General features: G+C 51.3%; 11 protein-coding genes and 1 other RNA gene. 5 read left to right on the top strand and 7 right to left on the bottom strand.

All coding sequences use genetic code 11. The annotated features are described in order from the left end of the window. The first annotated feature begins 47 nt into the window (after positions 1–47). Positions 48–2408: a methyl-accepting chemotaxis protein gene (locus tag B0F88_RS06940; protein WP_104423210.1), complete on the top strand. Its 2361-nt coding sequence runs from the start codon at positions 48–50 to the stop codon at positions 2406–2408. Positions 2409–2884: 476 nt separating this feature from the next. Continuing rightward, positions 2885–3343: a hypothetical protein gene (locus B0F88_RS06935; protein ID WP_104423209.1), complete on the top strand. Its 459-nt coding sequence runs from the start codon at positions 2885–2887 to the stop codon at positions 3341–3343. A 20-nt stretch (positions 3344–3363) separates the two neighbouring features. Here B0F88_RS06935 and B0F88_RS06930 read toward each other — a convergent pair whose 3' ends face one another. The 7 genes from B0F88_RS06930 to B0F88_RS06900 form a co-directional block, all read right to left on the bottom strand. After that, positions 3364–6462, bottom strand: coding sequence for an efflux RND transporter permease subunit (locus tag B0F88_RS06930; protein ID WP_104423208.1), 3099 nt, complete (start codon positions 6460–6462; stop codon positions 3364–3366). Positions 6463–6539: 77 nt separating this feature from the next. Further along, positions 6540–7457, bottom strand: a complete 918-nt coding sequence (locus tag B0F88_RS06925) for a DNA adenine methylase (RefSeq protein ID WP_104423207.1) — start codon at positions 7455–7457, stop codon at positions 6540–6542. Then, positions 7454–8284, bottom strand: coding sequence for an EcoRV family type II restriction endonuclease (locus B0F88_RS06920; protein ID WP_104423206.1), 831 nt, complete (start codon positions 8282–8284; stop codon positions 7454–7456). The genes B0F88_RS06925 and B0F88_RS06920 overlap by 4 nt, the downstream gene beginning before the upstream one ends. 370 nt (positions 8285–8654) lie before the next feature. Continuing rightward, positions 8655–8909: a DUF2442 domain-containing protein gene (locus tag B0F88_RS06915; protein ID WP_104423205.1), complete on the bottom strand. Its 255-nt coding sequence runs from the start codon at positions 8907–8909 to the stop codon at positions 8655–8657. A gap of 16 nt (positions 8910–8925) precedes the next feature. Next, positions 8926–9231 carry a helix-turn-helix domain-containing protein gene (locus B0F88_RS06910; protein ID WP_219820797.1) on the bottom strand — a complete coding sequence of 102 codons (306 nt, stop codon included), beginning with the start codon at positions 9229–9231 and terminating at the stop codon, positions 8926–8928. A 36-nt stretch (positions 9232–9267) separates the two neighbouring features. Continuing rightward, positions 9268–9675, bottom strand: coding sequence for a hypothetical protein (locus B0F88_RS06905; protein WP_104423204.1), 408 nt, complete (start codon positions 9673–9675; stop codon positions 9268–9270). 147 nt (positions 9676–9822) lie between these two features. Beyond that, the gene (locus B0F88_RS06900) at positions 9823–11295 is read right to left on the bottom strand and encodes a RimK family protein (protein WP_104423203.1); all 1473 of its coding nucleotides are present in this window, start codon (positions 11293–11295) and stop codon (positions 9823–9825) included. A gap of 142 nt (positions 11296–11437) precedes the next feature. On the opposite strand from B0F88_RS06900, the gene B0F88_RS06895 reads away from it, so the two are divergent. From B0F88_RS06895 to ffs, 3 genes are all read left to right on the top strand, one after another. Further along, a complete protein-coding gene (locus tag B0F88_RS06895) occupies positions 11438–12535 on the top strand; it encodes a DUF2817 domain-containing protein (RefSeq protein ID WP_104423202.1) in 1098 nt (365 codons plus the stop codon). Then, entirely contained in the window at positions 12532–13632 is a 1101-nt protein-coding gene (locus tag B0F88_RS06890; RefSeq protein WP_104423201.1) for a GNAT family N-acetyltransferase/peptidase C39 family protein, read from the top strand. The genes B0F88_RS06895 and B0F88_RS06890 overlap by 4 nt, the downstream gene beginning before the upstream one ends. A 350-nt stretch (positions 13633–13982) precedes the next feature. Further along, positions 13983–14079: signal recognition particle sRNA small type (gene ffs, locus B0F88_RS06885), an RNA gene on the top strand. The last annotated feature ends 27 nt before the right edge of the window (positions 14080–14106 follow it).

Below are 14106 nucleotides of genomic sequence, written 5' to 3'. Positions count from 1 at the left end.
AACCGCTGAAAAAGAAAAATTATTTACTTTAAGAATGAGGAATTACCATGAAAATCAACATGCCGGTAACAGATAAAGAAGTCCTGATGAAAAAAAGCGAAATATTGGTTACCCGGACTGATTTAAAAGGCCGTATCACCTACGCCAATGACGCATTTATTGCCATCAGCGGTTTTACACGGGAAGAATTAATCGGCTCCAGCCATAACATCGTTCGTCATCCCGATATGCCGACGGCTGCTTTTGATGATTTATGGACGACGATAAAACAGGGCAAACCTTGGTCCGCTCCGGTAAAAAACAGGACTAAATCCGGCGACTATTACTGGGTCGAAGCTAATGTGGTGCCGATCTATCAAAATGGAGTCCTCCATGAATATTTGTCCGCCCGTTACGCGCCCAACCGCGAACAAATAACCCATGCGGAAAACGTGTACAAAAAGCTGAATGCCAATATTGCAAAGCTACGGCCTACAGGAATTGCCGCCGTCGCCAAAGCGGTCAGCGAAACGGCTATCTCAAAAAAAGTAGCGTTGGCATTAACGATGATATTGGCGCTGACCGGTTTTTCGATATATCGGCTGTTTTTAGCTCAGGAATACTTGCCGTTAGCGGCAACCTCTGTGCTGACCCTAGTCGCAGCGGGAATTATTGCCAGTTTGACGCATGAAGTCATCGCTACGCTCGAAACCTGTATTTATGCGCTTTATTGCATAGCAGACGGAAAATTTAAAAACCGGTTGAACTTAAACAGAAGCGATCAACTGGGCGATTTATTGCGCGGGCTTTATGTCGTGCAAGTCATGTTGAATTCGCAATTAGCCGAATCCAGGCAGATGACGACGGACGCCTTGCAGATTAACCGGGCGCTGGATAACGTTCATTCGGGGGTAATGGTCGCCGATCCTAATTTTAATATTATCTATATGAACCAAGCTGTACAACGCCTGTTCAAGAAGGCGGAAACCGATATTCGTGAACAGTTGCCGGATTTTAACGCCGATAAATTGATGGGGGCCAATATTGATATTTTTCATAAAAACCCGGCTCATCAACGCGACATGTTGGAAAAATTAACCGACTCGCATCGTTCGGAATTAACTATCGGCGGTCACAATATGGTGGTCGTCGCCAACCCGGTTATCAGTGAAGACGGTGAACGCATTGGCGTTGTGGCCGAATGGCTGGATCGCACTGTCGAGGTTGTAGTGGAACAGGAAGTAGCCGGCATTGTACATGGCGCCGTCATGGGCGATTTTACCCGGCGTGTTGAAATCCAGGGAAAAGACGGCTTCTTTAAGCAACTGGGCGAAGGACTTAACGAACTGATGGAAACCACCGAGAGCGGCATCAATGATGTGGTGCGCGTTTTGGGTGCATTGTCCCGCAACGACCTGACTCAAACCATCACCAATGACTATGCCGGCAGTTTCGGGCAACTCAAGGATGACGCCAACACCACGGTGGATAAACTCAAGGAAATCGTTTCTCAAATCAAAGAAGCCACCGACAACATTAACACCGGCGCTAAAGAAATCGCCTCGGGCAACAACGACTTGTCGCATCGCACCGAGGAGCAGGCCGCCAGCCTCGAAGAAACGGCGGCCAGCATGGAGGAGCTGACCTCGACCGTGCAGCATAATGCCGCAAACGCCCAACAGGCAAATCAACTGGCCGTTGACGCATCCGACATAGCCGGCAAAGGCGTCGAGGTGGTCGGCCAAGTGGTCAGGACGATGGACGATATTAACGAATCTTCGCGCAAAATAGGCGATATTATTTCGGTCATCGACGACATTGCTTTCCAGACCAACATCCTTGCGCTCAACGCCGCCGGCGATCAAGGCCGGGGCTTTGCAGTCGTGGCCGTCGAAGTGCGCAATCTCGCGCAACGCGCCGCTACGGCTGCCGGAGAAATCAAACACCTGATTGACGATTCGGTCGTTAAAGTCGCCGGAGGCAGTAAACTGGTAACACAAGCAGGTCACACCATGGAGGAAATCGTCGGCTCGATACGCGGCGTTACCGTGATGATGTCCGAAATCAGCGCCGCCTCAACAGAACAAACGGCCGGCATCGAGCAAGTCAATATGGCCATCAGCCAAATGGACGACGTGACCCAGCAGAACGCCGCTTTGGTGGAACAAGCCGCCGCAGCTGCGGAATCGCTGGAAGAACAGGCGCAAAGCCTGGCGGTCACGGTCGCGCAATTCAAAGTGGATGCTTACTCTCGCCATGCGTTTGACGACATGCCTCAAACCAAGTCAACCGGTTCTTTTCAAAAAGCCAAAAACCAGGCGACCTACATGCCTGCGAAAAGTGTGGCGAGATTTCCGGAGCCATCGCGTTCGGCAATCAAAGCTCAGCCGATCTCACAATTGGCCAGCGACGAATGGGAGGAATTTTAGTTAAAAACGCCGACCGGCTGCGGACACCGCCAATCCGTCCGCAGCTGTTTTGGATGCGGTCATTAATAACTTCCCGATATGGATCGGATAAAATTTTTCCGTTCGCCCTGAGCTTGTCGAAGGGTGGACGGAAAAATTTCGGCCTACCGCGTCAAGCCGATCATGCTTCGACAAGGCCTTTAGTCCTGAGCGTAGTCGAAGGGTCAGCACGAACGGCTTGACGATAGAAGACAGTGATTTCGGGAAGTTATTTTTAACCAAATCCTTTGCCGAAAAACACTCTATCCGGGCCAGTGGTGATACTCAATAGCCGATTCAACTGATAACTAACATCGCTTATTGATCGAAGAAGTTGAACTCTCTACCCTACAGCCACTTGTACAACGCCAACCGATTTTTGCCGCAAACGTTGCAAAAATACTTTTATTTCCTGAGGTGATGGAACCCTCTTCATAATCGTTAGGTTAATACACACTATGCTCAATTTCACTAAAAGACACAGCAACACTCCGGTTAAACAAACCATCGTGATAAGCAACCACTATGAGGCTGCGATAAAAAAGATCGAACTGCTTGAGGATGAGCTCAACCAAAAAACACTTGAATTGGACCAACGCTACGAAACCCAACACATCATGAGTGAACGTGTAAAAAATTGCGCTAGGTCCCTTGATGCTGCTCATAACCAACTGCAAGCCGTAGCTGTGCGTTTGGAATATTCAAACAAACAAATTTCCGAATTAATGCAGGAAAACAAGGCGCTTAAGTCATCAGGAGATGAATGGTTTAAGCGCGCGATAAAACTTGAATTCGATATATTAACGGCGAATGACGGGATTAAAAAAATCCAAAGCGAGCGCGACTCGGCAATAAAAATGTGTGAACGTCTTCAGTCCGCCACTAAAGAAAACAGTCACGGCGAGGGTTCGGACTAAGGCCGCTCGCCTCAGGATCGCTATCGGTCGCGCTTGGCTTCGCGGTTAAACTCCCCATAACGCAGCAAAATGGCGGGCAGCAATAATAAGTTCAGCAAGGTTGAAGACGCCAGCCCGCCGATGATGATCGCCGCCATCGGCCCCATGATCTCGCGCCCCGGATTATCGCTGTTGAACGCAATCGGGAACATCGCCAGCGCGGTGACCAACGCGGTCATCAGGATGGACGGCAAGCGTTCCTGAGCGCCCAGTACGGCGGTGTCCAGATTCCAGCTCCTGCCTTCGACTTCGACCAGATAGCGGTAATGCGACAGCAGCATGATGCTGTTGCGCACGGTAATGCCGAACAGCGTCACAAAACCGACGACCGAACCGACCGATAACGTAGCTCCAGTCAACATCACGGCGGCAACCCCGCCGATCAAGGCGAAAGGCAGGTTCGCAAGCGTCAGCAACACATGGCGTATGCTGCCGATAGCGATATAAACAAAAATCAGCACCCCGGCTCCGGCCAGCAATGAATGCAGGATCAATTCCTTGCGCGCCTGCGCCTGTTCCACCGCCGCGCCGGTAAACTCGGGATAAATATCCGCAGAGAACGGAATCTCTTTTAATACCCGCTCTTTAAGCTCCGCCATAAAATCATCCAGATCCCGGTCGAGCACATTGCCGGTCACGGTTTGCCGCCGCTGCGAGCCTTGATGCAGGATGTTGTAGCGGCTGGCCGAATGCCTGATTTCCGCAACCTGATCCAGCGTAATCATCGTGCCGTCCTGGGTCCTGATCGGCAGCTTGGCTATCGATTCGGGCTGCTGTCTCAGCTCCGGCGTCAAGGTCACCGCGACGTTGTAGATTTTATTGCCCTGGATGTTTTTGCCGACCACGCGGGTTTCGTAAGCGGCCTGCAAGGTATCGACAATCTGGGCGGGCAACACGCCCCAGAAACTGAGCCGGTCGAGATCTACGTTGATTTGCAGCAACGGCGTGCCGGGCGGCGAGCGCAACTGCACATCCGCCGCGCCGTCTATATCGCGCATGATTTCAGCGACCGCCTGCGCTTTGGCATCCAGCTTATTCAGGTCGTTGCCGTAGATATTCACCACCACCGGCGAGGTGTAGCCGGAAATGGTCTCATCGACCCGCTCGGTCAAAAAGGTGTTGGCCTCAAACAAAATGCCGGGGAATCCGACCAGAATGGCCCGGAGCCTGTCCTTAATCTGCTGCTGCTCCGCGCCCGACATCGGCTCAAGCCGGACTTCATACTCACTGTAATGGCTGCCGTAAGTATCGGCGCCCCGTTCCGCTCGCCCCGCCCATTGCGACACCGATTGTACGCCCGGAATCGCCATAAACTGTTCGGTCAGCTTGCTGCCGATTCTGATCGATTCCTGCAACGACGTACCGGGAATGCTGGTGGTATGGACGATATAATGGCCTTCCCGCAGTTCGGGCAGGAATTTGCTGTCCAGGCTGAAAAAAGCCGCCAAGCCTGCCAAGCAAACAATGATGCTGCCGATAACCACCGGCTTGAAATGACTGGAAACCCTGCTTAATAAATCCTTGTACAACGGCTTAATGCGCTTGATCAGCGGCGGGTCGTCATTGGCGAGATCGGCATTACCCAGCAGCGCATAGCACAGCGCCGGTGTTAAAGTCAGCGCCACCAGCAGCGACGTTAAAATCGCCAAAATGTAGGAATACCCGAGCGGCGCAAACAAGCGTCCGGCAACGCCGTTCAAAGTCAACAACGGCACAAACACCAGCGCAACGATAAAGCTGGCGTAAACCACGGAGCTGCGAACTTCCAGCGATGCGCTGTAAACCACACTGGCAACCGGCAGCGGCCGGGCCGACAACCGGTTTTCGCGCAAGCGCCGGAAAATGTTTTCGGTATCGATAATCGCATCGTCAACCACCTCGCCCAACGCGATAGCCAGCCCGCCCAGCACCATGATATTGAGGTTAACCCCGTTTTCCAACAGCACAATAACCGCGCCGATCAACGACACCGGAATCGCCAGCGCGGAAATAAATGCGGTGCGGAAATTAAACAAAAACAGGTACAAGATGACCAGCACGAACAAGCCGCCGATCAGTAAATGCCCGGACAAATTGGACAGCGACCTTTCGATATAATCGGCGGGGCGGAACAAGTGCGAGTAAAAATTGATCGCCTGTTTGCTGAAAATAGGCTCGAACCCTTGCAGCGCCTGTTCTACCTGCCTGGACACCGACAAGGTATTGGCCCCGTATTGGCCGATCACCATCATCACAATGCCGGATTTACCCATAATCTGCGCCGCGCCGATCGGCGGCTCCGGCGCGTATTCAATCGTGGCGGCTTCGCCCAAGGTCACATTGCGCCCCTGATCCCGCTTGACGATAATTTTGCCGAATTGTTCCGGCGTGACGGGCTGCCCGGTTACCTGCAAGGTGAAACGCTGATTATTGTTTTCGATAAAACCGCCGCCCTGAATATTTCCGGCCTTTGAAGCGGCCTGGATAATGTCCTCCAGTGTCAGGTTAAAACGATGCAGTTGCAGCGGATCGACCTGAATTTGCAGCTGTTGAATGTCGCCGCCGAACACGTTGACATCGGCAACCCCCGGAACAGCTCGCAAGCGCGGCACTATCGTCCAGTCGACCAGACTGCGCAAAGCCATCAAATCGGTCTGATCATCCTTGCTTAAGCCGATGGTTAATACGGTCGCCGAAGACGAGGACAGCGGTATCGCCACCGGCGTAATGCCCAGCGGCAGCTGTCCCGCCAGAGTGGTCAAGCGCTCGCTGATCAGTTGGCGATTGCGGTACACATCGCTGTCTTCGACAAAAGTCGCAATAACAATCGACAGGCCCTGGATCGATTCGGAGCGCACCGACTTCATGCCGATCAAGCCGCTGACAGCCGTTTCGATTTGCTGGGTGACCAGCACTTCAACCTGCTCCGAAGAAAGGCCGGGCGATTCGGTTTGGATAATCACCTGCTTGGGGGAGAATTCAGGAAAAATATCCAGGCCCGCCGTGGCGAAGCGGTAACTGCCGTACAGCAGGATTAATACCGCAAGCGCGATAACGATGCCGTAAAAACGGATGGAAAAGCGGACGAGGGTGGCTAGCATGGGTTAGTGTTTAGGTTACGAAAGTAATAACAACTTAGGTCGACAACGAACCTTAGCAGGTTCGCAGGAACGAATTGTTATGCAGCGCCATATTTCGCTTGCGTTTCAAACAACGTGTATTGAATTGGGCTTTCTTTTTTTCGCTCGATAGAAATGGCATTGAAATTTGTAACTAAGGCTTCAATAACAGGGTTTCTGTTTGTTTCCTTACCCCCAACATGATAAAAATGCTCACGAGTAAGAACTGAATGCTTAGCCCACAAGGTGTTAATGTATTCGTTTTCCCGGTAATCATTATGATGCCATGTCGATAAAATAAATTTTCCGCCAAAATCGGAAAGCCTATCGAATAGTTCTTGTTCGTGAGACTGATCCCAGCCATTGTAATAGTCAACATGTCTACCGATATAGGGTGGATCGCAGTAGATAATATCCGATGATGATGCTTCGGAAATGGTTTGGTTAAAATCCTGACACTTGAATACGAATTCTTTTGTCTTGATTATTTTGCAAGCCCAAGCAACTTGATTGGTGATTTTCGTTACATACGCTTGAGCAAAGCGTTGCGGCTTTCTACAGAACGGGATGTTGAATCCGCCTTTGCGATTAAAGCGAATCATGCCGTTAAATCCGGCACGATTAACGAATAGAAAATCCAGCGGCGAGTGTTCGGAATTAAACCTATCCCTTATAAAGTAATAATGCTCTTCGCCTTTTGATAGGAGTAGCTCGCCTTCGCGTGTAAGGTATTCTTTTACCACTTCGGGCGTTATTTCACCGGAGGCTATGCCGGAGTAAAAGTTAATCAAATGCGGATTGGCATCACACAAAACTGCACGTTGAGGCGCGACATTAAAAGCTACAGCCCCCGTCCCCATAAAAGGCTCAATCCACACACCTGTAAAATCGCTCGGAACAATACTTTTAATCCAAGGAACTAGCTTGGTTTTTATGCCTTGCGACTTGATCGGAGGCACACCAACTTTTACGGTCATTCTTCGCCATTCCTCTTATTTACAACCAAAGACAGATCACCGTTTTTGTACTCGACAAAATCTCGAAGCGTGGAGATCTTTTTTGTCCCGCCTTTTCCATCCTGGATAGTTATTTTTTGGTAGTTCATCCAGTACTCATCAAACCAGTGTTCGCCAAGTCTTGAAAACATGCCCCGGCCATTGATTATATCGGCGATATTGTTGATGCTCCCGATGTTGGCGGTGTTACCGCTACCGCCTTTGTCGCTGGCAATCTGCCATTTTTCTGCAACAAAGAACTGGAAGTTTCTTACTACCGAAACAATGGAATGCAGTTCATCGATGCTATGCGCTCTTGTCTCATCAATGGTTGCGCCATCGGCTCTATCGTAGATGATGCCAAGACAGAAATGGCCTGAATACGAACTATAGGGAAACTGGATGTTTTTGGTGCTGGTGCGATGTTCAAAATATTTACCGTGCGAACCCAGCGTAAAACCATTGCACAAATGGGGCTTCTTCGGGTTCCGATAGGTGGTCTTAAAATCGACGGCGAATTTGATGGATTCATCGTCGGCTTTGACAAACGATATGTCGGGGTAGTAATTTTGGTGATCGGCAAGAACTACCTTGAACCCGTTGGTTTGTGCAAAATGCAGGATTTTAGGAAAAAGATGAATTTCAAGGATTTTCGACACAATCTTAGTATCTGAAGAGATTGTGTATACGTTTTTAAAAACATCAATAAAACCTTTTACTGTCCATTGACCGTCATCTGTACTGATATGCTCTTTAAGCTCGGTGACAAACTCTTCGAGTTTTTCTGCAAAATTTTCTTTTTCGGTCATATAGATAGCGTCTTAATTTTTTGATTGCTCATTCTACAGGTTCACTCCCCTGATAGGAATCGGCGTGATTTCGCTGGCTCCCAATCATCTCCAGAGACTGTGAAAATATTCGCTAGTTCCCAAGCTCAAGCTTGGGAATTCGGTTACGGAAGCTCTAGCTTCCCGTTTCACGAAGCAGGAGCTCCGTCTCCTGGGTTCCCAATCTGGAGCTTGGGAACTAGCTCGCTGTGCTAAATGCAGTGAAACGCACATTCCTCGGCGCATCCTCCTACCGCCAATCACCCAGCAGCTGAACGCATCCAACCGTTTCAGCTTTGCGGTAGCCTCGTAGGGTACGCTGTGCGTACCCTACGAGACTGCACTTCCGGCCCTAATGAGACACGATTGATTCCATCGGCACCATTTCAGCAAGTAGCGTTTCAGGCGCAATGTCCTGTTCGTTGGGCCAAGTTACCGCCCCAAACAGAATGCCGACCTGATTGAAATAATGCACGTTCCGAAGCTCACGAAAAACGCCGTGATTGAGGTAAGGCTTCAAGTCAAATATCCCCTTGCGCCCATCTTCGATTTCGACATAAATGCAAAAGTCCGGCAACGGCTTTACAGTTTTTACATCCCAATACATAGCCTTGCACCATCATTCAAGCAACCAGCTCATCCTTTAACTCAGGATGGTCATGCATCAGTTTTAACAAACATATCACGCCGCCCGGCGGATTAAACCGGCCCTGTTCCCAGTCCCGTAATGTCGCCACCGGGGTTTTAATCAGATCAGCAAAGGCTTGTTGCGATAAGCCCGTTTTCTGCCGAACCGAACGCAATAAAATTTGTTCAGGGCTATGCACCTGCCCGATACCGTCTTGCATTTCGGCTAAGCCTTGCCGTAAATCGGTCAATGCCATCCCCGCATCAGCTTCAATGGCTTGCGCTATTTTTTCAATGTACACCTTACACCCCCTTTTCCGCCAGTATAGAAATTCAGCTCACGGTTTCCCCCCAAACGCCTGATTTTTCTCTACTGCATTCGAGACGTTTTTGATCATGGCTCGTATCTCCGGTGATAATGAATTCAGGAAGCCTTCGGGATCGGTTTGAGCTTTCAGCATAAGTGCTTGCATTTTTACGGGGTCTCCGCCCGCTTGTTGTTCCAAAATAGGCATGATATCGGCAGAGATGTTATATAACTCTTGCATGTCTCGGGCGTTTCCCCCGACTGCCTCCAAAGCTTTCTGATTAGCCGCTATTCCTGCCTCGGTCCTCGCGGCATCGCAATTCTGATTCCTAAGGCAATCTTGTGTTTTCTGCAATGCAGAACTCATATCATCCGCATAAACGATTTGAACAGACATTCCTACTGCAAGTAAGAATACCAGTAAATTGACCTTGAACATTGCCGCCCCTTGTTACAGTTTTAAAAAGAAAATAGCTAAAAGCCGCGTAGGATGGGCAAAGCGTGCGTGCCCATCAAATCAATTCGAGACGACCCTGATGGGCACACTAACGTTTTGCCCATCCTACAATTCTGACACCGAAAACAATCAAACCCCTTTACTGCGATTTTCCATGCGCCGCAGCAGTTCGCTCATAATCAATCGATACAGCTCATCGCCCAGATATTTATCCTCGACGCCGCTGTCGATGTTGGGGTTGTCGTTGACTTCGATAACATAACCCTTGCCGTCTTTTTCCTTGACGTCCACGCCGTATAAACCGTTGCCTATCGGCTGAGTCGCTTTTAATGCGGCGTCGAGCACGGCTTTGGGGACTTCAAAGGTCGGCAGGGTCGCAAAACTGCCGCTATCGATCCGGCTGCCGCCGTGGCGGTAGATCTGCCAGTGGTTTTTGACCATGTAATAGCGGCACGCATATAAGGCTTTGTTGTTGAAAATGCCGATGCGCCAGTCGAAATCGGTATAGAGAAATTCCTGCGCCAGCAGCAGCGCGGATTTCTGGAACAGCTCTTCCACTTTGAGTTCCAGCTCTTTCCGGTCGTTCACTTTAACGATGCCGCGGGAAAAGGAACCGTCCGGGATTTTTATGACGACCGGAAAGCCGGCTTCCGCTTCCACCCTGTCCAGGTGGGCGGCATTGCCTTTGTGCAGCAGCCAGGTCTTGGGCGTAGGCACGCGGTGGGTGCGGAACAGGTCGGCAAGATAGACTTTATTGGTGCAGCGCAGCATCGAAGTCGGGTCGTCGATAACCACCAAGCCCTCGGCCTCGGCCTTTTTGGCGAAACGGTAGGTGTGGTGGTCTATGTTGGTGGTTTCGCGTATGAACAAGCCGTCGAACTCGGGCAGTCGCACATAATGCTGCTGCGTTATCAGTTCTATTTCAATGCCCAGTTCCCGGCCGATTTTGATGAATTTTTTCAGTGCGCCACGGTTGCTTGGCGGCAATTGTTCTTCGGGGTTGATCAGTATCGCCAGATCGAATCGCGCCGCTTTACGGGCGCGGCCCTTGCGCCAGACCTTTTTGCTGAATTGATCCAGCGCGTCGGCAAAAACGGTTTGCTTCGCATCATCCAGAAGCCGGTGCGATACGGCCTTTAAACCGATAATTTCCCAATGCTGCCTGCAACGTAGCGTTACTTCCAGAATGGGACAGGAAAAGCGTTCAAACAGCAGTCTGGCGAGTTCCTGAAAAGCCGGGTCGGGCGTAGTGCCGAAATAACTCATCAAGGTTATTTCGCTGTCCTTGTCGGCGGTTTTAACTGCGCGCTCCAGCGTCTCAGACAAGTCATCAAGCTGTAACCGGTACAGCGCTTTTTTGCCCAGATCGTTCAGCACCCTGACCGAAGGAATAACGTGATGCCCCCTGGCCTCGGCCAGCAACGAGCAGTAATAGCCGTCGGAAAGATAGCGGTAGCTGCTGCAAAGGTTGATGATGCGGACGCGCTGCTGCGGCTCGCCCTGCTGGGTCGCGAGATAGTTTTCAAAAGTGATGACCTGCTCGCTGGGATAATAGGGATTCCAGTCGGAAAGATCGTCGACAACCAGAAGGGTGCGCGCCATAACAAAAAAATCCTGTGTCTAAAGTGAGGCGTAATTCTGGAACCTGTCCCTTGTTTGCACAAGGTGTTTTTATGGGGCTTGAAAAATATTTCATGATTGACTTAACTGGGACTATGCTAAAGAAAAATTCCAGGTAACTCTTATGTCATATTGTCTTCCCCTTGCCGCTATCGATACCGCCGTTTTTCCGGCCAGCTATGCCGCCGGTCGGCAACGCTGGCTGGCGCAGTTAAATAAACTATCCTGTCATACGCAATGCCTGCCTTATGCATGTCCCGGCAGCGGGCCTGAAAGCGAGGAGCTGGTGACCGACACGGTCTGGATAGGCCCGGAAGACGCATCAAAAGTGCTGGTTTTGCTCGGCGGAACGCACGGCATTGAAGGCTTTGCCGGCAGCGCTATACAAACCGACCAGCTGGGTTTGATTGGCGTCGGCCTGTCCGTTATTCCTGCCGACACGGCGGTGCTGATGGTTCACGCCCTGACGCCGTGGGGTTATGCCTGGCAACGGCGTTGCGATGCGGACGGCGTTGACCTTAACCGCAATGCCGTCGATTTTTCCGGGCCGCTGCCCGAAAATAAAGACTATGACTTGCTGAAAGACGCGCTGTACTTGCCGGATGCCGCACAAAGAGAAATCGCACTGGCCGAGTTCGAGCGCCGGCATGGCCGCGTAGCGCTGGAAAAAGCGGTCAGCGCCGGACAATACAGCGATCCGTCCGGGCCGTTTTACGGCGGCAAAGCGCCCGCGCACGGCAGACTGGTCTGCGAAGACCTGATACGCAAATATGCGCTGCAACAGCGGGATTTGGCGGTCATCGACCTGCACACCGGCCTGGGTTCTTACGGCTATGGCGAAATCATTTGCGACCATCAGCCTGACAGCGCCGGAACGCGTATAGCCCGCAGCTTATACGGCGAGTCGGTTGCATTGCCGTTGCTGGGCACCTCCAGCTCGGTGCCGAAAACAGGACTGCTGGATTATGCCTGGCATGCGATCATGAATGAACGCAGTTGTTACATCACGCTGGAATTCGGCACGTTCAGCACCGACCGGCTGTTTGAAACCTTGCTGCGCGACCATCAACTGTGGGCGCAAACCGGTAACGAACCGGCCCGTCTGGAACACAGTAAAGCCATGCGCCGCCATTTTTGCCCCGACGATCAGGCATGGCGGGAAATGGTGTTGTTCCGTGCCAGACAGGTGATTGCACAAGCCTTGCACGGGGTGGCGTCTTGAGCATTTTAATCCGCCCCGCCCTGCTGACCGATCTTGACCAACTGGTTCTGCTTGAAAAAACCTGTTTCGACTCCGACCAGTTAAGCCGGCGCAGTTTCAAGCATTGGATAAGCACGGAACATCGCGCACTGCTGGTTGCGGAGCAGGAAAAAGTAATCACCGGCTATGTGCTGATTATTTATCACCCCGGCACCCGGCTGGCCAGAGTCTATTCGCTGGCCGTCGCCCCATCGCAAAGAGGCGCCGGTATCGCCAAACAGCTGATGGCGGCAGGCGAACAGGCCGCCAACGAGGCAGGCAGGCTGTACCTGCGCCTTGAAGTCAGTGTCGATAACACGGCGGCGATCAAACTTTACCAATCGCTGGGTTACCAGAAATTCGGCATCTACCGCGATTACTATCAAGATCATAAAGATGCATTGCGTTACCAGAAACGTATCCGCCGTTATCGCGATACCCTGCAACACCGGTCGGTGCACTGGCTAAGACAAACCACGCCGTTCACTTGCGGCCCCGCATCGCTGATGATGGCTATGCACGGCTTAAACAGGGCTTACCAACCGTCCAAGGAAGAAGAGATCAACCTGTGGCGGGAGGCCACAACCATCTTCATGACTTCGGGACATGGCGGCTGCCACCCGATAGGCCTGGCGCTGGCGGCAAAGCGGCGGCAATTTGCGGTCGAGGTCTGGGTCAACCAAACCGGAACGCTGTTTATCGACGGCGTGCGCAATGAGGAAAAAAAGCAGGTCGTGGAACTGGTCGATAACTGCTTCAAGCGCGAGGCAGAGGAGCAAGGCATCAAGATACATTACGCCAATATCAGCCAGAATGACCTGATCGGCGCGTTCAAGTCCGGGGCGATACCGTTGATCCTGATCAGCACTTTTCGGATGGACCGGAAAAAAGCCCCGCACTGGGTGGTTATGAGCGGCTTCGACGATGACTGCCTGTACATGCACGACCCGGACCCCGAAGAAGGACGGCAAAGCGAACTCGACTGCCAGTTTATTCCTATCGCCTGCGAGGATTTCGAGAAAATGTCCAGTTTCGGCAAAAATAGGCTCAGGACGGCGGTGATTCTTTGGCCTGGGTAAGCAGCAACTAGAGGCTTCCATATACGAACTTAAAGATATGACACCATGAAGAACATGAAGGACACGAAGTTTTTTTCTTCATGAACTTCATGTGCTTCATGGTTTTACGCCTAGCTTGATGCGTATGGATATGTACCCCGCCCTTAACGTTAGTAAGCCGTATCGGACAGACTGATTAACCACCACGAAGGCACGAAGTTCACGAAGAAAATGACCAAGTAAAACTTCGCGTCCTTCGTGCCTTCGTGGTGAATTTTCAAAATATATGCCATTTCCGGCTTGTGTTATGAAACCGATTCAACGATAATAGCCGTCCTTTAGCCAGTACGGCTAATGTTTTATGGTGATCGTGTCGGTCCTCCCGCAACGATACGCTGTGAACCCCGCCAGGCCCGGAAGGGAGCAACGGTAACAGCAGATTCGTGTGCCGGGATGTGGCTGGCATGATCGCCACCCAACTCATACTTACCTTTT

The sequence above is a fragment of the Methylobacter tundripaludum genome (genome assembly GCF_002934365.1).
In the GTDB taxonomy this organism is placed as follows: domain Bacteria; phylum Pseudomonadota; class Gammaproteobacteria; order Methylococcales; family Methylomonadaceae; genus Methylobacter_A; species Methylobacter_A tundripaludum_A.
Note: the sequence above shows the minus strand (reverse complement) of the source record. Positions and strands in the feature narration are given on the sequence as shown.

Coding starts and splice junctions, on each gene's coding strand:
- B0F88_RS06940 (WP_104423210.1), top strand. CDS start 48: ATGAAAATCAACATGCCGGTAACAGATAAAGAAGTCCTGATGAAAAAA.
- B0F88_RS06935 (WP_104423209.1), top strand. CDS start 2,885: ATGCTCAATTTCACTAAAAGACACAGCAACACTCCGGTTAAACAAACC.
- B0F88_RS06930 (WP_104423208.1), bottom strand. CDS start 6,462: ATGCTAGCCACCCTCGTCCGCTTTTCCATCCGTTTTTACGGCATCGTT.
- B0F88_RS06925 (WP_104423207.1), bottom strand. CDS start 7,457: ATGACCGTAAAAGTTGGTGTGCCTCCGATCAAGTCGCAAGGCATAAAA.
- B0F88_RS06920 (WP_104423206.1), bottom strand. CDS start 8,284: ATGACCGAAAAAGAAAATTTTGCAGAAAAACTCGAAGAGTTTGTCACC.
- B0F88_RS06915 (WP_104423205.1), bottom strand. CDS start 8,909: ATGTATTGGGATGTAAAAACTGTAAAGCCGTTGCCGGACTTTTGCATT.
- B0F88_RS06905 (WP_104423204.1), bottom strand. CDS start 9,675: ATGTTCAAGGTCAATTTACTGGTATTCTTACTTGCAGTAGGAATGTCT.
- B0F88_RS06900 (WP_104423203.1), bottom strand. CDS start 11,295: ATGGCGCGCACCCTTCTGGTTGTCGACGATCTTTCCGACTGGAATCCC.
- B0F88_RS06895 (WP_104423202.1), top strand. CDS start 11,438: ATGTCATATTGTCTTCCCCTTGCCGCTATCGATACCGCCGTTTTTCCG.